Genomic DNA, 20,550 nt, shown 5'->3' with positions numbered 1-20,550 from the left:
GTGGCCACAGAGCAGTACGACTACGTGATCGTCGGCTCCGGCACCGCCGGCAGCGTCCTCGCCGACCGCCTCTCCGCCGACCCGGACGTCTCCGTCCTGGTCCTGGAGGCCGGAGGCCACCGCATCCCGCCCGAGGTGGACGACCCGTCCTCCTGGTACAAGCTGCTCGGCGGGCCCGTCGACTGGGGCTACACCAGCGTCCCTCAGCCGGGCCTGGGCGGGCGGCGCACCTACGAGCCGCGCGGCAAGGCCCCCGGCGGCAGCAGCAACCTCTACATCATGATGCACATCCGGGGCCACGCCTCGGACTTCGACAACTGGGCCTACCAGGGCGCGGCCGGCTGGGCGTACGAGGACGTGCTGCCGTACTTCGCCCTCCTGGAGGACCAGGAGGACGTCACCGCCCCCACCACGGGCACCGGCGGCCCCCAGCGCGTCACCAACGCCGGGCGCCACGACCCCAACCCGGTCTCCCGCGCCTTCATCGACGCCGCCGTCGAACTCGGCCACCGGGAGATCGCCGACTTCAACACCGACGGCCCGCGCGGCGGCCTCTTCGGCACCGGCTGGCACCACATCGACGTGGCCGACGGCCGCCGCCAGGGCACCCTGGCCGCCTACCTGGAGCCGGCCCTCGCCCGCCCCAACCTGACCCTGCGCACCAGCGCCCAGACCACCCGGCTGCTCGTCGACGGGGACACCTGCACGGGCGTCGAGTACGTCCAGAGCCGGCCCCCGGCCGAGATCCCGGGCCGCACCGTCCGGGACGGCCACAGCACCGCCGCCACCCCCGGGCTGCACACCGTACGGGCCCGCCGGGAGGTGATCGTGGCCGCCGGGGCGATCGAGTCCCCGAAGCTGCTGCTGCTTTCCGGCATCGGCCACCCCGACCGGCTGCGCGAGCACGGCATCGACGTCACCGCGGCCCTGCCCGGGGTCGGCGAGAACTTCCACAACCACGTCCTGACCGGGCTGATGGCCGAGGTCACCCAGGAGCTCCCGGCGCCGGCGCAGAACCTGTCGGAGAGCGCGCTGTTCCTGTCCTCCCGTCCCGGCCTGCCCGCCCCTGACCTCCAGATCGCCTTCGTCCACGTCCCGTTCGACGTGATCGTCGGCCAGGACCACCCGAACACGGTGTCGATCCTGCCCGGGGTCGTCCGCCCGGTCTCGCGCGGCTGGATCCGGCTCGCGAGCGCCGACCCGCTCGCCCATCCGCTGATCCACCCGAACTACCTGGGCGACCGCTGGGACCTGGAGCGGATGGTGCAGGGCGTCAGGCTCGCCCGGGAGATCTTCGCCACCTCCGCCTTCTCGCCCTGGTACAAGCAGGAGCTCCAGCCGGGGCCCGGCGCCGTCGGCGACGAGGACCTGCGGACCTTCGTCCGGCAGAAGGCCGAGAGCTACCACCACCAGGCGGGCTCCTGCCGCATGGGCATCGACGACCTCGCCGTCGTCGACCCCGAGCTGCGGGTGCACGGCGTACGGAACCTGCGCGTCGCCGACGCCAGCGTGATGCCGGCCGTCCCGTCGGGCAACTGCCACACCGCCATCGCGATGATCGCCGAGCGCGCGGCGGACTTCCTCACCGGCCGGAACAGGGGGGCCCGACGTGCCTGACGCCGTACTGCGCGAAGGCGCGCTGAGCGGGACGCGCATCGCGGTCCTGGTCGAGAGCGACTTCTACGAGCCGGAGATCTTCTACTACCAGCGCCGGTTCGCGGAGGAGGGCGCCGAGGTCCACTTCCTGACCCGGCTGTGGGGCAACGACTCCCTCACCTTCACCGGGCACGAGTACCGGGCGCCCTTCACCGCCGACCGGTCCCTGGAGGGACTGGGCGACGAGGAGCTGCGCGGCTACGCGGCCGTCATCGTGCCCTCGGGCATGGTGGCCGACCGGCTGCGCTACACCGAGGACGTGGACGTGCCGGCCCCCGCGACCGAGTTCCTGCGCCGGGCCTTCGAGGAGCCGGCCGTCCTCAAGGGGATCATCTGCCACGGCATGTGGCTGGCCTCCTCCATCCCCGACAAGGTGCGCGGCCGCAAGGTCGTCTGCCACAACAACCTCGTCGGCGACGTCCGCAACATGGGCGCCGAGTACGTCGACGAGGACGTGGTGGTCGACGGGGACCTGGTCACCGGCCGCACCGGCGCCCACCACCACCTGTTCGCCCGCCGGATCATCGAGCTCCTCGCGGCGCGCCGGGGCCGGGGGAGCGCCTGATGCCGGGCGCCGGCGAGCGCCCGATGGTCTGGTCGCACGTGGGCCTCAACTGCGCCGACCAGAAGAGCACCGAGGAGTTCTACACCCGGTACTTCGGCTTCACCCGGGCCCGGGTGGTCGACCTCGGGGAGACCCGGATCGTGTTCCTGCGCAAGGGGGACGCGTACCTGGAGCTCTTCGAGGCCGCGGCCGAGCCGGCCCGCCCGGCCCTGGGGGTCCCCCCAGCGGTAGCTGGGGGAGACGGCCCGCCGGCCCCGGGCCGGATACGCCACCTGGCCTTCCAGACCGACAGCGTCGACGCCTTCCTCGCCGAACTGGGCGACGCCGCCGACGTGACCCTGGGGCCGCTGGACTTCGACGACTTCCTCTGCGGCTGGCGGACCGTGTGGGTCCGCGATCCCGACGGGGTGATCGTCGAGGTCAGCCAGGGATTCGAGGACGACCGCTCACACGACAAGGACGGTGCATGACATGGCGGGCTCGCCCGGCTTCTCCTTCTCCGACACGATCGCGGGCTACGTCGTCCGCTTCGACTCCGCGTCGCGGCTGCTGCGGCTGAGGACCTCCGACGACCGGGAGTTCGACGTCTCGCTCGCCTCGGGCCCCAGCGCCGAGCTGGTGCGCAACCTCGACGAGCCGTACATCGACGCCTCGGGACACATCGACGAGATGCTCTCGGCCGGCCGGTTCCTCTTCGCCTACGGGGTCCACTACCCCGAACAGGGCGGCCGCTTCGACGCCAAGAGGCTGGTGTTCCTGGGCCGCAGCGCCGAGGACTACCGCTTCGAGGAGGCCGGCTGGTGGGTGAAGCAGATCGAGTCCCTCGCCGACTTCTACAAGCGGGCGCAGTTCGGTGACGGACCGGTGGACTTCACCCAGTACCGCACCGAGATCCGGCTCGGCGGCGACAAGACCGCCAGCCACGTCCAGGAGACCGACACCATCTCCCGCCTGGTCTACGGCATGGCCTCGGCCTACCTGCTGACCGGCAAGGACGAGTACCTGGAGGTCGCCGAGCGCGGCACCGAGTACCTGCGCAAGCACATGCGGGTCGTGGACACCGAGGAAGACGTCGTCTACTGGTACCACGGCATCAGCGTCGACGCGGACAGCGAGCGCAAGCTGTTCACCTCGGAGTTCTCCGACGACTACGACGCCATCCCGATGTACGAGCAGATCTACGCCCTGGCCGGCCCCATCCAGACCTACCGGATCACCGGCGACGTCCGGATCAGGAACGACGCCGACGCCACCATCCGGCTGTTCGACCAGTTCTTCCTCGACCGCGACCAGGGCGGCTACTACTCGCACGTCGACCCGATCCTCTTCAGCCCCGACCACGAGTCCCTCGGCGAGAACGCCGAGCGCAAGAACTGGAACTCGGTCGGCGACCACGCGCCCGCGTACCTGATCAACCTGTACCTGGCGACCGGCGAGCAGAAGTACGCCGACTTCCTCGAATACACCTTCGACACCATCGCGGACAAGTTCCCGGACTACAAGAACAGCCCCTTCGTCCAGGAGCGCTTCTTCCGCGACTGGTCGCACGACACCGCGCACAGCTGGCAGCAGAACCGCGCGGTCGTCGGGCACAACCTGAAGATCGCCTGGAACCTGATGCGGATGAACTCGCTGAAGGCCAAGCCCGCCTACGAGGAGCTCGCCCGGAAGATCGGCGAGATCATGCCGGCCGTCGGCAGCGACCTCCAGCGCGGCGGCTGGTACGACGTCGTGGAGCGGGTGAAGGAGGGGGACCAGGAGACGTATCGTTTCGCCTGGCACGACCGCAAGGCCTGGTGGCAGCAGGAGCAGGCGATCCTCGCCTACCTCATCCTCCACGGCACCGTCGGCGGCGACGCGAGCCTGCGCGAGGCGCGCCAGGCGCAGGCCTTCTACAACACCTTCTTCCTCGACCACGACGAGGGAGCCGTGTACTTCAACGTGCTCGCCAGCGGCACGCCGTACCTGCTCGGCACCGAGCGGCTCAAGGGCAGCCACTCGATGTCCATGTACCACTCGGCGGAGCTCTGCTACCTCGCCGCCGTCTACAACAACCTGCTCATCAACGGCCGGGAGATGGACTTCCACTTCCAGCCGGACCCGACCGACCTGCCCGGCCGGACGCTGCGCGTCTCGCCCGACCTGCTGCCCGCGGGCTCGGTGCGGATCGCGTCCGTGGAGATCGACGAGAAGCCGTACGAGGAGTTCGACGCGGACGAGCTGACCGTCCACCTCCCCGACGTCCAGGGGCGGGTCAAGGTCAAGGTCCGGCTCCGGCCGGTGGCCCAGAAGTAGTGCCCAACGGGGGGCGCCCCAACCAGAGGGGAAGCACGACATGAGTCTGAACGTGAAGGAACGCCGCAACAAGACGGGCACCGTGCTCGTCGCCACGGGCGAGATCAACAGCGAGACCTCCGGCACCCTGCTGGAGACCCTGCTGCCGCTCGTCCGCGAGGGCCGGCCGCTGCGCATCGACCTGACCGCCGTCACCTACGTCTCCAGCGCCGGCCTGCGCACCCTGCTGGTCGTCTACCGCGAGGCCCAGCACGCCGGCGTCGCCGTCACCCTGTACGGGGTGAGCGAGGAGGTCCGGTTCGTCATGTCGGCCACCGGCTTCCTCGACTTCTTCGAGACCGGCGAGGCCGCGGCCGCCGCCGGCCGGGCCAAGGCCGTGCGATGAGCGAGGCCCGCTCCGAACGAGTGCTGCGCGTGGACGCGTACCCGACCCACGAAGTGGGCGGGTACCGCGTCCGCGCGGGCAAGCCGTTCCCCTTCGGGGCCAACGTGGTCCCCGGCGGGGTCAGCTTCTCCGTCTTCTCCGACCAGGCGACCTCCATGACCCTGGTCATCTACAAGCGCGGAGAGCCCGAGCCGATGGCCGAGCTGGAATTCCCCGACGAGTTCCGCACCGGCAGCGTCTTCTCCATGACGGTCTTCGGCCTCGACCACGAGAACATCGAGTACGGGTACCGGGCCGACGGCCCCTACGACCCGGTCACCGGCCACCGCTTCGACGCCCGGCAGGTCCTCTCCGACCCCTACGCCCGGCTGATCGCCGGCCGTGACGTGTGGGGCGTGGAGCCGGACCGCAGCCGCGGCTACCAGTACCGCTCGCGGGTCTGCCTCCAGGACTTCGACTGGGGCGACGACACCCCGCTGGGGATCCCCGCCGAGGACCTCGTCGTGTACGAGGCCCACGTGCGCGGCTTCACCCGGCACCCCTCCTCCCGGGTCACCGCCCCCGGAACCTTCGCGGGGCTGCGGGAGAAGATCCCGTACCTGAAGGAGCTCGGGGTCAACTGCATCGAGCTGCTCCCCGTCTTCGAGTTCGACGAGAGCGACAATCCGCGCAGCAACCCGGAGACCGGCGAGAAGCTCTACGACTACTGGGGCTACAACACCGTCTCCTTCTTCGCGCCGAAGGCCGGTTACGCGGCCACCGGGCGCTACGGGATGCAGGGCGACGAGTTCCGCACCCTGATCAAGGACCTGCACGCGGCCGGCATCGAGGTCATCCTCGACGTCGTCTTCAACCACACCGCCGAGGGCAACGAGCAGGGCCCGACCATCTCCTTCAAGGGCCTGGACAACGCCACGTACTACATGCTCACGCCCGAGGGGTACTACTTCAACTTCAGCGGCACCGGCAACACGGTCAACTGCAACCACCCGGTGGTGCGCAACTACGTGCTCGACTGCCTGCGCCACTGGGTCGCCGACTACCACGTCGACGGCTTCCGCTTCGACCTCGCGGCCATCCTCGGCCGGGACCTGGACGGCACCCCGCTGCCCAACCCGCCGCTGCTGGAGATGCTCGCCTTCGACCCCGTCCTGCGGCACACCAAGCTCATCGCCGAGGCCTGGGACGCGGGCGGCCTCTACGAGGTCGGCAACTTCCCGGCCTACGGCCGCTGGGCCGAGTGGAACGGCAAGTACCGCGACACCGTGCGCCGCTTCCTCAAGGGCGACCCCGGGGTCACGGGCGAGCTGGCGACCCGGATCGCCGGGTCGCCCGACCTCTACTCCAGCCGCGGGACCAGCGCCTCCGTCAACTTCCTGACGGCCCACGACGGCTTCACCCTGGCCGACCTGGTCGCGTACAACGACAAGCACAACGAGGCCAACGGCGAGGGCAACAACGACGGGGCCAACGACAACAACAGCTGGAACTGCGGGGCCGAGGGCCCCACGGACGACCCCGGGGTCAACGCCCTGCGGCTGCGCCAGATGAAGAACGCCCTGGCCATCCTGCTCACCAGCCAGGGCATCCCGATGCTGCTGTCCGGGGACGAGGTCGCCCGCACCCAGCAGGGCAACAACAACACCTACTGCCAGGACAACGAGCTGTCCTGGTTCGACTGGGACCAGGTCGACGAGAACGCCGAACTGCTCCGGTTCACCCGCGAGATGATCGCCTTCCGGCGCCGCCACCGCGAGCTGCGCTCCACCACCCACCCGACCGGCCGGCTCCGCGACAGCCTCGGGCTGCCGGACATCAGCTGGCACGGTGAGCGGGCCTGGCAGCCCGACTGGTCGCCCGAGAGCCGACTGATCGCGGTGGCCCGCTGCGGCACCGCCGACGAGGACGTGGTGTACGTCGCCATGAACGCCCACTGGGAGGCGCACGACCTGGAACTGCCGGCCCTGCCCCACGGGCGCAGCTGGCACCTGTTCGCCGACACCTTCGCCGAGGCCCCGTACGACATCCGCACCCCGGGCACGGAGCAGGAGCTCGACAACGCCGGCAAGTACCTGATCGGCCCGCGCTCGGTCGTGATCCTGGTCGGCCGCGCCAACGACCCCGAGTGACCGAAGGAGACCTGACATGCCGCTTTCCGTGTCCTTGAGCATCGAGGGCGACACCACCGTGATCGAACTGACGGGCGAGCTGGACGCCAAGACCGCGCCGGACTTCCACCAGACCATCGAGAAGGCCGCCGGTCACGGCACCAGCACCGTCGAGATCCGGATGGCGGGCGTCGGCTACATGGCCAGCGCCGGGCTGCGCTCCCTGGTCTTCGCCCAGCAGAAGGTCGCCGACCACGTCACCATCAAGGTGGTCGGCGCCATCGAGCCCGTCTCGCGGACCATCCGCACGGCCGGACTCGACCGCAGCATCGTGCTCTCCGATGACTGAGTCACCGACGACGGAGCAGGGGGCCCGGGCCGGTGGGTGACGTGGTCGGACTGGCGAGGAAGCCCGCCGTGCTGGAGGTGCCCGCGACCGTCGGGGCACTGGGCGAGATCGCCGCGTTCGTCCTGCGGCTCGCCGGCCGGGCCCGGCTCGGCACCGGGGCGACCTACCGGATCAGGCTGGCCGTGGACGAACTGGCCACCAACATCGTGATGCACGGGTACCGGGGCGGCGAGGGGCGGATCACCGTCCTGGGCCGCTCCGGTCCCGACGGGGTGCGGATCACCATCGAGGACACCGCCCCCGCGTTCGACCCCGTCGCAGGCCGCCTGCCCCCCGCCCCCGGGATCCCCCCGGAACGGCGGCGGGTCGGCGGCCTCGGCATCCACCTGGCCTTGACCAGCGTGGATTCGTACACCTATGCCCACAGGGGCGGTCGCAACATCAGCACGCTGACCGTCAAGGCTGAGGGGACGGACGCATGCCCTCCACGACCGTGATCATCCTGGACGTGCACCCGCTGCCGCCGGCCGAACTGCTCGAAGCGCTCCGGCTGACGGACGCGGAACTCGTCACCCCCTCCCTCGCGCACCTGCTGCGCGACCGCGCCGACACGCTGCCCTCAGGGGACGTGCTGCTCGTCCCCGCCGAAGCCGACGCCGACACCGTGCGCGCGGTGGTCCGGCGGCTGCGCCGCTGGGCCGGGGCGCCGATCGTGGTGGCCTGGACCGTGGCGGACTTCGCCGCCCTGGAGCGGCATGTCCGCCTCGGCCACGACTACCTCGTCCCGCCCTTCCTGCCCGGCCTGGTCCGGGCCCGGCTGCGCAGCTGCACCGAACGGGCCGGGCTGGGCCGCACGGTGCAGGAGGCCGACGCGCGGGCCGAACTCATGGGCTACGAGAAGGAACTGGAGATCGGCCGGGAGATCCAGGCCGGCTTCCTGCCCGAATCGCTGCCCGTTCCCGCCGGCTGGGAGATCGACGTGCGCTTCCGGCCGGCCCGGCAGGTCGCCGGGGACTTCTACGACGTCTTCGAGATCTCCCGGGGCCGCAGACTGGCCCTCGTGGTCGCCGACGTCTGCGACAAGGGAGTGGGCGCCGCCCTCTTCATGGCGCTCATCCGCTCCCTGCTCCGCCACACCGCGGAGAACAGCGGCCTCCAGCACCTGATGGCCGCCGGCCGGACGGGCGGCAGCCGGCGCACCCCGGTGGTCGGCGCCACCCCGCTGCTCAACGCGGTCACCGCCACCAACGGCTACCTCACCCGCAACCACCTCAGACAGGGCTACTTCGCCACCCTCTTCTTCGGCGTCCTGGACCCCCACACCGGCAGCCTCGTCTACATCAACGGCGGCCACAACCCGCCGCTGCTGCTCTCCGGCGACGGCTCCGGCACCCGGGCGCTGGAGGTCACGGGGCCCGCGGTCGGGGTCCTGCCCGACTGCGTCTACACCCTCGGCTACGCCCAGCTGGACCCGGGCGACACCCTTTTCGTGTTCACCGACGGAGTGCCGGAGGCGCGCTGCCCCGAAGGCTACTTCCTCGGTGACGAGAGGATGCTCGAACTGCTCGCCGGCCCCCCGGCGAGCGGCCGGGACGTGGTCGACCTGATGGACCGGGCGGTGCGCGAGCACACCGGCGCCGCCGAACAGCACGACGACGTCACCATGCTGGCCCTGCACCGGCCACGTGCGGCGCGGGGGCCGCATGCGGACGGCACGGGCTACCGGGTGGTGGCGTGATGACCCGGACCATCGTGGTGCACTCGCACCGCGGCGGCACCGGGAAGTCCTCGGTGCTCGCCAACCTGGCACTGCTGCTCGCGGCCTCCGGACGGCGGGTCGGGGTGGTCGACACGGACCTCCAGTCGCCCACCCTGGACCTGCTGTTCGGGGTGGCGCCCGGAGCCGGCTCGCTGGCCGACTACCTGCTCGGCCGCTGCGAGATCGAGACCGCGGCCCGGCGGACGGCGCTGCCCGGACTGTACGTCGTACCGGCCCGGACCGGGACGGCGGCCCTGCGGGAACTGATGGCCACCGGGTACGACGTCGGACTGCTCCCGGAGGGCTTCGAGCGGCTGGCGCGCAGCCACGCGCTGGACGTCCTGCTGCTCGACACGCACGCCGGGCTCAACAACGAGTCGGTGACCGCCATGGGCAGCGCCGACATCGTCCTGATCATGACGAGGGCGGACCGGATCGACCTCTCCGGGGTCGAGGAGACCATCGCCCTCGCCGGGCGGCTGGCCTGCCGGCGCGCCCTGGTCCTCAGCATGGCACCCGAGGGCGTCGACCACGACGCCGTCCGCCGGCGCGCCGAGGAGGTATACGGCACCCCCCTGGCCGGAATCCTCCCGTACGTACCGGAAATGGCGGCCCTCTACGGCGAGCGCATATTCGCCGAAGCCTTCCCCGACCACCCCCTGGTCGGTGAATTCCGCACGATCCTCACGGCGTTGGACGCACGTGACGAAGTATCGCGGGCCTGACGTCACCCCCTTACGCCCCTGAAGAGGGGCGTGTTGAATCGGCAGCGAATCCAGAACAAGGAGAGAATCATGAGGATTCTCGTCGTCTTGACGGCAAAGGCCACCCTCCATCTCCTGGACGGGGAGCAGCACCCCTCGGGCTTCTGGGCCGAGGAATTCGTGGTTCCCTACACCCTTTTCCGGGACGCCGGCCACACCGTCGACGTGGCGACGATCGCAGGCGCCGCCCCCACGGTCGACCGGACCAGCATCGACCCCCAGTTCCTGCGCTACGTCCGCCCGGAGGGCTCGCCCGACGAGGACGCGGCCAACGCGGCCGAGTACGTGCGCGTCATCGAGCAGGCCCCCCAGCTCCGCAGCCCGCTCGCGATCGAGTCCCTCGGGGAGAAGGACGTCGCCGGGTACGACGCCCTCTACATCAGCGGCGGCCACGGGGCCATCGGCGACCTGCCCAAGTCCGACGAGCTGGCGCAGGTGCTGCGCTGGGCCCTCGCGCAGGACAAGCCGATCGCCACCGTCTGCCACGGCCACACCGCCCTGCTCTCCCTGCGCGACGGAGAGGGCCGCTGGCCGTTCGAGGGCTACCGGATGACGGCGTTCTCGCACGAGGAGGAGCTGGTCACCAACATGGCCGGCCGGCTCCCGCTGATCCTGGAGGCCGAGCTGACCCGGCTCGGCGCCCGCTACGAGAAGGCCGACGCGATCTGGGACTCGCACGTCGTCGTCGACCGCAAGCTCACCACCGGACAGAACCCCTACTCCTCCAGGGCCCTTGCCGAGACGTTCCTGCGCCGGCTCGAAGAGGCCTAGCCCCCGCGACACCGGAAGGTGCAGCCATGACCAAGCGCGAGCTCAGCGGCCACCCCCTGGCCCATCCCGGGAAGCTTTTCATCGGCGGCCAGTGGGTCCCGGCCCGGGACGGCCGTACGGAACCGGACATCAGTCCGATCGACGGGCAGGAGATCGTACCGGTGGCCCAGGCCGCCGCGACCGACGCGGACGCCGCCGTCGCGGCCGCCCGCACGGCGTACGAGGAGGGTCCGTGGAGCAGGCTGTCGGCCCAGGAGCGCGCGCTGCGGCTGAACCGCGTCGGTGAGCTGATCGAACGGGACCTGGAGGAGATCGCCCTGCTGGAGACGGTGGACATGGGCAAGCCGTTCGCCTTCTCCAGCACCGTCGACGCCCCGATGGCCGCCCAGCTCATGCACTACTACGCGGGCGCGGTCACCCGGGTCGACGGCTCCTCCAGGGCTCCCGCCGGCGGCCAGCTCGCCTACACCCTGCGCGAGCCGCTGGGCGTGGTCTGCGCCATCACCCCGTTCAACTTCCCGCTGCTGCTGTCGATGACCAAGATCGCCCCGGCCCTCGCGGCCGGGAACACGGTCGTCCACAAGCCCTCGCCGGCCACTCCGCTCACCGCACTGAAGATCGCCGAGCTGTTCCAGGAGGCGGAGATCCCCGACGGGGTGCTGAACGTCGTCACCGGACCCGGGGTGGAGCTGGGGGAGACCCTCACCGGCCACCCCGGCATCGACAAGATCGCCTTCACCGGCTCCACCGCCGTCGGACAGTCGATCATCCGCAAGTCGGCCGGCACCCTGAAGAAGGTCACGATGGAACTCGGCGGCAAGTCCGCCAACATCGTCTTCGCCGACGCCGACCTCGACGCCGCCGAAGAGCTCGCCTTCTTCGGCATCTACTACAACAAGGGCGAGATCTGCACGGCCGGCTCCCGGCTGCTGCTCCAGCGCCCGATCCACGACGAGCTGGCCGAACGCCTCGTCCGCCGGGCCGCCGCCCTCAGGCCCGGCGACCCGCGCGACCCGGAGACGCTCTTCGGCCCGCTGGCCCACCGCGCCCAGTTCGACAAGGTCAGCTCGTACATCGAGGTGGGCGAGAAGGAAGGCGCGATGCTGCGCACCGGCGGCACCGGCTGGACCCCCGAGGGGGCCTCCAGCCAGGGCCTCTACTTCCTGCCCACCGTCTTCACGGGCGTGGACAACGGGATGCGGATCGCCCAGGAGGAGATCTTCGGACCCGTCCTGTCGGTCATCCCCTTCGACACGGAGGAGGACGCCGTGCGCATCGCCAACGACAGCGCGTACGGCCTCGCCGCCGGGGTCCACACCAAGGACCTGCGGCGGGCCCACCGGGTCGCCTCCCAGATCAAGGCCGGCACGGTCTGGGTCAACTGCTACAACCAGTACGACCCCTCCGTCCCCTACGGCGGCTACAAGGCCTCCGGCTACGGCCGCGAGTGCGGTCCGGAGTCCCTGGAGAGCTACACCCAGACCAAGTCGGTCTGGATCGGCATGGACTGACGTCCGGCACCGCCGGACCGAGCGATCGAGGAGCCTCAATGCGGACAGGCGTCATCGGCACCGGGCGGATCGGCTCGACCCTCGCGAGGATCCTGGTGGCGGCAGGCCACGAGGTGGTCCTCGCCAACGCCACCGGGCCCCGCTCGCTCGCCCCGCTGCTCGCCGAACTGGGTCCCGCCGCGGCCGCGGCGGACCCCGTCGGGGCGGCCGGCCGGGCCGAGCTCCTGGTGCTGATGGTGCCCTTCGCGAGCGTGCGCGGTCTGCTGCCCCCGCATGTCGTGCAGGACAAGGTGCTGGTGGACGCCACCAACGCCTTCGCGGGCCCCGGCACCCCCGCCGACCTGGGCGGCCGCGCGTCCAGCGAGCTGGTCGCCGAGTGGTACCCCGGCGCCCGGGTCGTGAAGTCCCTGAACACCATGCACTACGAAACCCTCGCCGTCGCCGGAAAGGCCGGAGGTGAGCGCCTCGCGCATTACACGGCGGGCGACGAACCGAAGGCGAAGGAAATCGTCGCGGGAATCCTGACCGATCTCGGATTCGCCGCCGTCGACACCGGACCGCTGCATTCCGGAGGAATTCTCCAGCAGCCCGGCGGCCCCCTCTTCAACCGGTCGCTCACGGAAGCGCAGGCGCTCGCATGGATCTGACACCCGCCCCCACGCTGACCCTCCACGTGAACGGAAGACCCGAGGAGTTCGCGGCGCGGCCGAGCGAACTCCTCGTGGAACGGCTCCGCGACGGACTCGGGCTGACCGGCACCAAGGTCGGCTGCGACACCGGCCAGTGCGGCACCTGCGTGGTCCGCCTCGACGGCAGGTCCGTCAAGAGCTGCCTCGTGCTCACCGCCTCAGCCGCCGGCTCCGAGGTCACCACCATCGAGGGCGTGTCCGCCCGGGGCGGGGAGCTGACCGGCCTTCAGGAGGCCCTGCGCCAGGAGCACGGCACCCAGTGCGGGTTCTGCACCCCCGGCATGGTCATGGCCCTCGGTGAACTCGTCGAGAACACCGCCCCCGGAACGGCACCCACCGAGCCCGAGATCCGCGAGTGGCTCACCGGCAACCTGTGCCGCTGCACCGGCTACCACAGCGTGGTCCGCGGCGTGCAGCGCGCCTGCGCCGTGCCCGCCGGGTCCGAGGAAGGCGCCGACACCGCCGACACCGCCGTGCCCGCGGCCGAGGGGCGGTGAGCGCGATGACCACCGCGACGGGGGAGAGCACCACCGGGGGCGGGGTCCTCGGACAGCCGCTGGACAGCCGCGAGGACCCGCAACTGCTGCGCGGCGAGGCCGTGTACGTGGCGGACATCGACCTGCCGGGCACCGCGCACATGGCCATCCTCGGCAGTCCGGTGGCCCACGCGAGGATCCTCTCCATCGAGACCAAGGCGGCGGAGCAGCTGCCCGGCGTCCTGAAGGTGGCCACCGCCGCCGACTTCACCGACGTCATGCCGCTGCCCTGCATCTGGATACCCGGCGGGGTCGAGAGCCACTTCCCGCCCCACCCCTACGGACTGCCCGGCGCCCGCCCGGTCCTCACCGGCGACACCGTCCGCCACGTCGGCGACCCGATCGCCGTGGTCGTCGCCGAGACCCCTCGCCAGGCCGCCGCCGCCCTCTCCGCGATCGGCGTGGAGTACGAGCCGCTGCCCGTGGTCACCCGCGCAGACGAGGCCCTCGCCGAGGGCGCGCCGCAGCTCCACGAGGCCGTCCCCGGCAACCTGAACGCCTACTGGACCTGCGGCGACAAGGACCGCACCGACGCGGCCATCGCCCGCGCCGAGGTCACCGTGGAGCTGGACCTCGTCAACCAGCGCACCATCAACAGCCCCATGGAACCGCGCGGGGCCGTCGGCGACTACAACGCCGCCACCGGCGAGTACACCCTCTACGCCTCCACCCAGGGCCCGCACAACCACCGCTTCCTGCTCTCCGCACTGGTCCTCGGCATCCCCTTCAACAAGCTCAGGGTGATCGCCCCGACCGTCGGCGGCAGCTTCGGCACCAAGGGCTACCTCTACCCCGACATGGCGCTGGTCCTGCTGCTCTCCAAGGCCCTCGGCCGGCCCGTGAAATGGGTCGACACCCGCACCGGGCTGATGAACTCCACCGTCCAGGGCCGCGACCACCGCCAGCACGTCACCCTGGCCGGCACCCGCGACGGCCGCATCACCGCCGTGCGCTGCACCAGCTACGCCAACCTCGGCGCCTACCCCTCCACCATCGGCCCCGGAGTCGCCACCGCCCTGATGGGCCGCTCCATCACCGGCATGTACGAGGTCGACGCCGCCTTCTGCGAGGTGTACGCGGCGTTCACCAACACGGTCCCCCTCGGAGCCCAGCGCGGCAGCGGCCGCGCCGAGGCCGCCTTCCTGATGGAGCGCCTCGTCGACCGGTACGCCTCCGAGATCGGCATGGACCCGGCGGAGGTGCGCCGCAGGAACCTGGTGCCCACGGAGAGGTTCCCGTACGACAACGGCCTCGGCTGGACCTACGACTCCGGGAACTACGCGCCCAACTTCGAGCGCGCCCTGGAGCTGGCCGGCTACGCCGACATGCCCGCCCGCAAGGCGGCGGCCCGCGCCCGCGGCAGGCGCCTGGGCGTCGGCATCGCCACCTACGTCGCCGTCTGCGGGGTCGGCCCCTCCACCCGAATGTCCAAGGAGGGCATGCTCGGCGGTACCTGGGAGAGCGCCAACATCCGCGTCCACCCCACCGGCGAGGTCACCGTCACCGTCGGCTCCGCCTCCACCGGCCAGAGCCACGGCACCGTCTTCGCGCAGGTCGCCGCCGACGAACTCGGCATCGACCCGGCCCAGGTCCAGGTGTACGAGGGGGACACGCTCAAGGCCCCGTACGGACAGGGCACCTACGGCTCCCGCTCCTACAGCATGGCCGCCCCCGCCGTCGCCCTCACCGCCCGCAAGATCAAGGCCAAACTGGTCCGGGCCGGGGCCGTCTTCCTCGGCGTCCCCGAGAACAAGGTCGTCTACGCGGACGGCGGCGTCCACGAGGCCGGCAACCCGGAGAACGCCAAGACCTTCTCCGAGCTCGCCATGGCCATGTGGTACGGCTGGGGGCTGCCCGCCGAGATCGAGCCGGCCCTCGACGAGACCACCCACTTCGACCCGCCGGACTTCAACTACCCCTTCGGCACGCACGTCGCGGTCGTCGAGATCGACGAACTCACCGGCGAGACCGAGGTCGTGGGCTACACCGCCGTCGACGACGCCGGGAACGTCGGCAACCCGAAGATCGTGCACGGCCAGATCGAGGGAAGCATCGTGCACGGCCTGGGCCAGGCCCTGATGGAGGCCGCCGAGTACGACGAGAACGGCGTCCTCGTCAGCTCCGACCTGACCCGCTACGCCCTGCCGCGCGCCGCCGACGTGCCCTTCTTCACCCTCGACCGGACCGTCACCCCCTCGCCGCACAACCCGCTCGGTGCCAAGGGGGCCGGAGAGATCGCCACCGTGCCGCCCGCCGCCGCCGTCGTCAACGCGGTCGTCGACGCCCTCGCCGACCTGGGCGTCCGGCACATCGACATGCCGCTGACCCCCGAGAAGGTCTGGCGCGTACTGGAAGGGGGAGACCGGTGATCCTCACCGAGTTCGACTACGCCCGGCCGACCTCCCTGGACGAGGCCCTCGCCCTCCTGGCCGGCCCCCCGGGAGCCCGGGTCCTGGCCGGCGGCCAGAGCCTGCTGCCCGGCCTGCGCACCGGAGCCGACCGGGCCCGCCTGCTGGTCGACGTACGGCACCTCGCACAGCTGCGGGGGGTCGAACAGGCCGGCGCGGACCTGCGGATCGGGGCGCTGACCACGCTCGCCGAGCTCGCCGCGCACCCGCTGGTGCTCGCCGGGGCGCCGGAGCTGGCCGCCGCGGCCCGCGCCAACGGCGACCCCCAGGTCCGCAACCTCGGCACCGCCGGCGGCAACCTGGCCGCCGGCGGCCGCCCCACCGACCTGCCCGTCGCCGCCGTCGCCGCCGGCGCACGGGCCGAACTGGCCGGACCCGGCGGGGCCCGTACCGTCCCGGCCGAGGAGCTGGCCGCCTCGGGGGTGCCCGCCGGGGAGGTGCTGACCGCCCTGCTGGTGCCTGCCGCCGGAGGGGCGGCCGCTTTCGAGAAGACCGCCGACCGTGCCACCCGCTACCCGCTGTGCGCCGCCGCCGTGCGGATCACCCCCGAGGGGCCGCGGATCGCGGTCACCGGAGCCACCCCCCGCGCCCTGCGCCTGCGCGGGGTCGAGGACCGGCTGCGCGGGGGCCCGTACACGACCGGGGCGGTGCTCGCGGCGTTCCGCGCCGAGCCCAGGGAGCTGTTCGTCCCGGGGCGCGGTACCTCGGCCGAGTACCTCGGCCACCTCGCGGGCGTGCTCACCGCCCGCGCGCTGGCCAGGGCGGCGGCCCACAGCAGCGCCTGACGGCCCGCCGGGGCAGGGCGGGGGAGTGGAGTTGACCAGCGTGCCCGAACCGACCGAGACGACGACCACGGGAGACACCCCGTACCCAGGCGGCCGTGCCGCGGCCGCGCCGAGACCGTCCGGCTTCTGGGTGGTGGGCGCGGTCCTCGTCCTGCTGATGCTCTCCTCCTCCGTCCCCTCCGCCCTCTACGTGCTCTACCAGCAGCGCTGGGGCCTGTCCTCCGGCGTCGTCACGGTGGTCTTCGCCGTGTACGCCGTCACCGTGCTCGCCGGACTGCTGCTGTTCGGGTCCCTCTCCGACACCCTGGGGCGCCGGCCCGTCCTCGGCGCCGGACTGGTCCTGGCTATCGTCTCCATGGGCCTGTTCGCCGGGGCCGGGGGGCTCGGCCTGCTGCTCGCCGCCCGCGCCGTCCAGGGACTCGCGGTGGGCCTGGCCACCGGGGCCATGGGCGCGGCCCTGCTGGAACTGAGCCCGCGCTCACGGCCCGCCCTCGGGGCCCAGGTCAACAGCGCGGGACCGACCGTCGGCATCGGCCTGGGCGGGCTCGGGGCGGGACTGCTCGTCCAGTACGCGCCCGCCCCGACCGTGCTGAGCTACCTGTTGCTGGTCGGGGCCTTCGCGTTCACGCTGGTCGGGGTGGTCCGGATGGGCGAGAGCGCGCCCGGGGCGGGCGGCCGGCCCCGGGTGGCCCCGCGCCGGATCGGCGTGCCGGCCGCCGTGCGGCGCCGGTTCGCCGTGCTCGTGCTGACGGTGGTGGCCGTCTGGACCGTGGGCGGCTTCTACCTCTCGCTCGGGCCGCACCTGGCCCTGTCCCTGCTCCACACCACCAACTACCTGGCCGGCGGGGCCACCGTGGCCCTGCTCGCGGGCTCCGCCACGTGCGCCCAGCTCCTGCTGGGCCGCACGGAGCCGCTGCGCACCGCCGTCCTGGGGCTGCTCGGGCTGCTCGCCGGGCTGGCCCTGGTGCTGCTGGCCCTGGGCACCGGCTCCGCGCCGCTGTTCCTCGCGGCCACCGCCGTCCTCGGCAGCGGCTGGGGAGCGGCGTTCCTCGGCTCCTTCCGCGCGATCAGCACCCTCGCCGAACCCGCGCACCGCGGCGAACTGACCGCCGCCGTCTACGTCTTCGCCTACCTCGCCATGAGCGTCCCGGCGGTCCTCGCCGGACTCCTGACCAACATCCACGGCCTGCAGCGCACCGCGGTCGGCTTCATGGCGGCCGTCGCCGCGGTGTGCGCGCTGGCCCTGTTCACGACCCTGCGGCTGGCGGCACGCACCAGGGCCGAGGGGAGCACCCTGTGACCACCGTGAGCACCAAGGAGCTGCGGACCGCCCTCCAGGGGCTGGAGATCTTCGCGGCCCTCACCGAGGACCAGCTGGACTGGCTGGTCTCGGTCTCCGTACCGCGTGTCCTCGCCGACGGGGAGGTCCTGTTCCGCGACGGGGAGGAGGCCACCTGCTTCCACGTGCTGGTCTCCGGCGGGCTGGTCGTCACCAAGGTCGTCGACGGCCGGGAGGAGGTGCTGACCCGGCACTCCACCGAGGAGGAGAGCGCCGCCGCCGAGGAGCACGACGGGAAGCCCGCCGCCGCGCACCGGTTCACCGGGGAGCTGCCCCTGCTGACGGACGGGTCCTACGTGGCCACGGCCTGCGCCAGTGGGCCCGCGACCACCGTCGTGGCCTACCCGAAGCCGGTGTTCTTCGAGATGCTGACCCGCTGCAACGGGGTGGCCGCCGTCCTGATCCCCGTCCTGGCCTGGAGGATCAAGTCCTCCGAGGTCCAGGCCCGCAAGCGGGCCACCGTCGAGGCCCTCGGCACCCTCGCCGCCGGCCTCGCGCACGAGCTGAACAACCCGGCCGCCGCCGTGGCCCGCGCCGCGCAGGAGCTGGTGCCCGCGCTGGAGCGGCTCACCGCCACCGCGTACGGGTGGGGCGCGGCCGCCACGGACGCGGAGCGCGGCGTACTGGAGCGCCTGGCCGGGGAGCTGGACCGGCTCCCGCCGCCGGAGACCACCGACCCGCTGGCCCAGGCCGACGCGGAGGAGGAGATCACCGACTGGGCCGAGGAGGCCGGCGCGGCCCGGCCCGGGCTGCTCGGCTCCGGGGCCTCGGACCTCGGGCTGGAGCTCGGCCGGCTGCGGGAGTGGCTGGAGGGGATCGGCGAGGGCGCCCTGCCGGCCGCCCTCGACCACCTGGCGGCGCTGCTGGAGGCCCGCTCACTGGCCGCCGAGCTGCGTGCGGCCGGCCCCCGCATCTCCCAGCTGGTCGCGGCCACCCGGGACTACGCCAACCTCGACCGGGCCCCCGAGCAGCGGTTCGCGGTGACCGACGGCCTGGAGAACACCCTGGTCGTGCTCCGCTCCAAGCTCACCGGGATCACCATCGTCCGCGCCTACGCACCGGACCTGCCGGATCTGACGGGCTACCCCGGCGAGCTCAACCAGGTGTGGACCAACCTGGTCGACAACGCCGCCGAGGCCATGGAGGGCGCGGGCACGCTGACGCTGCGCTGCCACGCCGAGGGCGGGTGCATGGTCGTGGAGATCACCGACACCGGGCGGGGCATCCCCGAGGACGTCCTGCCGCGCATCTTCGAGCCCTTCTACACGACCAAGGACGTGGGCAAGGGCACGGGCCTGGGGCTGCACCTCAGCTACCGGATCGTGACCCAGCGCCACCACGGGTCGATCTCGGCCCGCTCCCGCCCGGGCGAGACCCGGATGCTCGTCCGCCTGCCCCTCGCGGGCTGAGCCGCCGGGCCGCCGCCCGGGGCCCACCCGTGATCCGTCACCCGCAAGCCGTCAGCCACTCCACCGAAAGGAAGTCGAACATGGCCAAGTACGACATCTCCGCGCTGCACCCGGTCTTCGTCCGCCAGATGGACGCCCTGGCCGCCCTGGACATCGAGGCGGTGATGAAGAACTACACCGAGGACGCCGTCCTGCTCCGTTTCGAGGGGGCGTCGGTGGGCATCGAGGCCGTTCGTGAGACGTTCACCGGTTATCTCACCCTCAAGCCCGCGCTCGTCGAACTCCAGGAGTACGTCGAGACCGAGGACACCATCTTCTACCGGGCGATCATGAACCTGAACGGCGCTCCGGAGCACGCGTTCGGGACGCTCGTCGTCCGCGATGGCCGGATCTGGCGCCAGACGGCAGGCTTCGGCAGCTGACCGCCCTTTCGTGGGTAGCGTGAGCGGGGAGGGCGGAGGCGGCGCCCTCCCCGTACACGTGAGGGAATCGTGAAGGGGAGGCCATGGAGCAGGAAACCAACCGGGTGGAGGCGTTCAGCGACGGCGTATTCGCCATCGTGATCACCATTCTGGTGCTGGAGTTAAAGGTTCCGGAAGAGCGGGGGTCGGCCCTTTGGCACGGACTCCGGGAGCAATGGCCGCACTATGCCGCGTATCTGGTGAGTTTCCTCATCATCGGCGTGATGTGGGTGAACCACCACACGATCTTCAGTCATCTCAAGCGGGTCGACCGACCCCTGTTGTTCCTGAACCTCATGGTGCTGATGGTGGTTTCGGTGATTCCCTACACCACCAACATCCTCGCCGAGCACCTGACGGACGGGGATTCGGCCAATGTCGCGGCGATCCTGTACAGCATGTGGACCGTCGTGTACGCCCTCGCCTTCCTGGCCTTCTGGTGGTACGTGACCAAGGTCGGCCACCTCTTCCACGAGGCGGTGGACAAGGAGGGCGCGCGGGCCACCCGTGTCCGATTCGGACTGGGGGCCGTCGCGTACCCCTTGACGGTGATTCTGTCCTTCTTCTCCGCACCTCTCACACTCGTCGCACACTTCCTGATCGCCCTCTACTACGCCGCGAACCAGATCCCCATCCCACTCGTGGTAGAAGAAGAGCGGCTCGAATCTGGCAGCGACCTCAGGAAGTAGCCGCAGGGCCCTACGGCCGTTCTCGGCGGTCAAGTAGGGTCAAGGTCTGGTCTGGTCGCGGGGGAGGCTCC

Annotated in this window: 20 protein-coding genes; all 20 read left to right on the top strand. The window is 71.6% G+C overall.

Going from position 1 to position 20,550, the window contains the following annotated elements:
• The 20 genes from ACFY15_RS22780 to ACFY15_RS22685 all read left to right on the top strand — a co-directional run bounded on the left by ACFY15_RS22780 (position 1) and on the right by ACFY15_RS22685 (position 20,479).
• Positions 1-1,617: a GMC family oxidoreductase gene (locus ACFY15_RS22780; protein WP_390688559.1), complete on the top strand. Its 1,617-nt coding sequence runs from the start codon at positions 1-3 to the stop codon at positions 1,615-1,617.
• On the top strand, positions 1,610-2,221 hold the full coding sequence (locus tag ACFY15_RS22775; protein WP_390688560.1) for a DJ-1/PfpI family protein: 612 nt from the start codon (positions 1,610-1,612) through the stop codon (positions 2,219-2,221). Before ACFY15_RS22780 ends, ACFY15_RS22775 begins: the two co-directional genes overlap by 8 nt.
• Positions 2,221-2,691 carry a VOC family protein gene (locus ACFY15_RS22770; protein ID WP_390688561.1) on the top strand — a complete coding sequence of 157 codons (471 nt, stop codon included), beginning with the start codon at positions 2,221-2,223 and terminating at the stop codon, positions 2,689-2,691. The genes ACFY15_RS22775 and ACFY15_RS22770 overlap by 1 nt, the downstream gene beginning before the upstream one ends.
• A gap of 1 nt (position 2,692) precedes the next feature.
• Complete coding sequence (locus ACFY15_RS22765; protein ID WP_390688562.1) at positions 2,693-4,516, top strand: AGE family epimerase/isomerase; 1,824 nt, start codon at positions 2,693-2,695, stop codon at positions 4,514-4,516.
• A gap of 40 nt (positions 4,517-4,556) precedes the next feature.
• The gene (locus ACFY15_RS22760) at positions 4,557-4,901 is read left to right on the top strand and encodes an STAS domain-containing protein (protein ID WP_366453572.1); all 345 of its coding nucleotides are present in this window, start codon (positions 4,557-4,559) and stop codon (positions 4,899-4,901) included.
• The gene (glgX, locus tag ACFY15_RS22755) at positions 4,898-7,030 is read left to right on the top strand and encodes a glycogen debranching protein GlgX (RefSeq protein ID WP_390688563.1); all 2,133 of its coding nucleotides are present in this window, start codon (positions 4,898-4,900) and stop codon (positions 7,028-7,030) included. The genes ACFY15_RS22760 and glgX overlap by 4 nt, the downstream gene beginning before the upstream one ends.
• A gap of 16 nt (positions 7,031-7,046) precedes the next feature.
• On the top strand, positions 7,047-7,358 hold the full coding sequence (locus tag ACFY15_RS22750) for an STAS domain-containing protein (protein ID WP_214940470.1): 312 nt from the start codon (positions 7,047-7,049) through the stop codon (positions 7,356-7,358).
• A gap of 32 nt (positions 7,359-7,390) precedes the next feature.
• Positions 7,391-7,855, top strand: coding sequence for an ATP-binding protein (locus tag ACFY15_RS22745; RefSeq protein ID WP_390688564.1), 465 nt, complete (start codon positions 7,391-7,393; stop codon positions 7,853-7,855).
• Positions 7,837-9,096 carry a PP2C family protein-serine/threonine phosphatase gene (locus ACFY15_RS22740; protein ID WP_390688565.1) on the top strand — a complete coding sequence of 420 codons (1,260 nt, stop codon included), beginning with the start codon at positions 7,837-7,839 and terminating at the stop codon, positions 9,094-9,096. The genes ACFY15_RS22745 and ACFY15_RS22740 overlap by 19 nt, the downstream gene beginning before the upstream one ends.
• Positions 9,096-9,842 (top strand): AAA family ATPase, encoded by a 747-nt coding sequence (locus tag ACFY15_RS22735; protein WP_390688566.1) that lies wholly within the window; start codon positions 9,096-9,098, stop codon positions 9,840-9,842. Before ACFY15_RS22740 ends, ACFY15_RS22735 begins: the two co-directional genes overlap by 1 nt.
• A 69-nt stretch (positions 9,843-9,911) precedes the next feature.
• Positions 9,912-10,652 carry a type 1 glutamine amidotransferase domain-containing protein gene (locus ACFY15_RS22730; RefSeq protein ID WP_390688567.1) on the top strand — a complete coding sequence of 247 codons (741 nt, stop codon included), beginning with the start codon at positions 9,912-9,914 and terminating at the stop codon, positions 10,650-10,652.
• A 26-nt stretch (positions 10,653-10,678) separates the two neighbouring features.
• A complete protein-coding gene (locus tag ACFY15_RS22725; RefSeq protein WP_390688568.1) occupies positions 10,679-12,163 on the top strand; it encodes an aldehyde dehydrogenase family protein in 1,485 nt (494 codons plus the stop codon).
• Between the two features lie 38 nt (positions 12,164-12,201).
• On the top strand, positions 12,202-12,810 hold the full coding sequence (locus tag ACFY15_RS22720; protein ID WP_390688569.1) for an NADPH-dependent F420 reductase: 609 nt from the start codon (positions 12,202-12,204) through the stop codon (positions 12,808-12,810).
• Positions 12,801-13,349, top strand: a complete 549-nt coding sequence (locus ACFY15_RS22715; protein ID WP_390688570.1) for a (2Fe-2S)-binding protein — start codon at positions 12,801-12,803, stop codon at positions 13,347-13,349. The genes ACFY15_RS22720 and ACFY15_RS22715 overlap by 10 nt, the downstream gene beginning before the upstream one ends.
• 5 nt (positions 13,350-13,354) lie before the next feature.
• Positions 13,355-15,757: a xanthine dehydrogenase family protein molybdopterin-binding subunit gene (locus ACFY15_RS22710; protein ID WP_390688571.1), complete on the top strand. Its 2,403-nt coding sequence runs from the start codon at positions 13,355-13,357 to the stop codon at positions 15,755-15,757.
• Positions 15,754-16,581 carry an FAD binding domain-containing protein gene (locus ACFY15_RS22705; RefSeq protein WP_390688572.1) on the top strand — a complete coding sequence of 276 codons (828 nt, stop codon included), beginning with the start codon at positions 15,754-15,756 and terminating at the stop codon, positions 16,579-16,581. The genes ACFY15_RS22710 and ACFY15_RS22705 overlap by 4 nt, the downstream gene beginning before the upstream one ends.
• Before the next feature lie 40 nt (positions 16,582-16,621).
• Entirely contained in the window at positions 16,622-17,881 is a 1,260-nt protein-coding gene (locus ACFY15_RS22700) for an MFS transporter (protein ID WP_390688573.1), read from the top strand.
• The gene (locus ACFY15_RS22695) at positions 17,878-19,329 is read left to right on the top strand and encodes an ATP-binding protein (RefSeq protein ID WP_390688574.1); all 1,452 of its coding nucleotides are present in this window, start codon (positions 17,878-17,880) and stop codon (positions 19,327-19,329) included. The genes ACFY15_RS22700 and ACFY15_RS22695 overlap by 4 nt, the downstream gene beginning before the upstream one ends.
• 80 nt (positions 19,330-19,409) lie before the next feature.
• Positions 19,410-19,751, top strand: a complete 342-nt coding sequence (locus ACFY15_RS22690; RefSeq protein ID WP_390688575.1) for a nuclear transport factor 2 family protein — start codon at positions 19,410-19,412, stop codon at positions 19,749-19,751.
• Positions 19,752-19,834: 83 nt separating this feature from the next.
• Positions 19,835-20,479, top strand: a complete 645-nt coding sequence (locus ACFY15_RS22685; protein ID WP_390688576.1) for a TMEM175 family protein — start codon at positions 19,835-19,837, stop codon at positions 20,477-20,479.
• Positions 20,480-20,550 lie beyond the last annotated feature (71 nt).

The sequence above is a fragment of the Streptomyces sp. NPDC001373 genome, from assembly GCF_042895815.1.
Classification (GTDB): Bacteria; Actinomycetota; Actinomycetes; order Streptomycetales; family Streptomycetaceae; genus Streptomyces.
This window is presented reverse-complemented; position numbering and strand designations above follow the sequence as displayed.

Bases quoted from the DNA above. Each gene is read 5' to 3' on its own strand.
- ACFY15_RS22770 (WP_390688561.1), top strand. From the start codon at position 2,221: ATGCCGGGCGCCGGCGAGCGCCCGATGGTCTGGTCGCACGTGGGCCTC.
- ACFY15_RS22765 (WP_390688562.1), top strand. From the start codon at position 2,693: ATGGCGGGCTCGCCCGGCTTCTCCTTCTCCGACACGATCGCGGGCTAC.
- ACFY15_RS22760 (WP_366453572.1), top strand. From the start codon at position 4,557: ATGAGTCTGAACGTGAAGGAACGCCGCAACAAGACGGGCACCGTGCTC.
- glgX (WP_390688563.1), top strand. From the start codon at position 4,898: ATGAGCGAGGCCCGCTCCGAACGAGTGCTGCGCGTGGACGCGTACCCG.
- ACFY15_RS22750 (WP_214940470.1), top strand. From the start codon at position 7,047: ATGCCGCTTTCCGTGTCCTTGAGCATCGAGGGCGACACCACCGTGATC.
- ACFY15_RS22740 (WP_390688565.1), top strand. From the start codon at position 7,837: ATGCCCTCCACGACCGTGATCATCCTGGACGTGCACCCGCTGCCGCCG.
- ACFY15_RS22735 (WP_390688566.1), top strand. From the start codon at position 9,096: ATGACCCGGACCATCGTGGTGCACTCGCACCGCGGCGGCACCGGGAAG.
- ACFY15_RS22730 (WP_390688567.1), top strand. From the start codon at position 9,912: ATGAGGATTCTCGTCGTCTTGACGGCAAAGGCCACCCTCCATCTCCTG.
- ACFY15_RS22725 (WP_390688568.1), top strand. From the start codon at position 10,679: ATGACCAAGCGCGAGCTCAGCGGCCACCCCCTGGCCCATCCCGGGAAG.
- ACFY15_RS22720 (WP_390688569.1), top strand. From the start codon at position 12,202: ATGCGGACAGGCGTCATCGGCACCGGGCGGATCGGCTCGACCCTCGCG.
- ACFY15_RS22715 (WP_390688570.1), top strand. From the start codon at position 12,801: ATGGATCTGACACCCGCCCCCACGCTGACCCTCCACGTGAACGGAAGA.
- ACFY15_RS22710 (WP_390688571.1), top strand. From the start codon at position 13,355: ATGACCACCGCGACGGGGGAGAGCACCACCGGGGGCGGGGTCCTCGGA.
- ACFY15_RS22690 (WP_390688575.1), top strand. From the start codon at position 19,410: ATGGCCAAGTACGACATCTCCGCGCTGCACCCGGTCTTCGTCCGCCAG.
- ACFY15_RS22685 (WP_390688576.1), top strand. From the start codon at position 19,835: ATGGAGCAGGAAACCAACCGGGTGGAGGCGTTCAGCGACGGCGTATTC.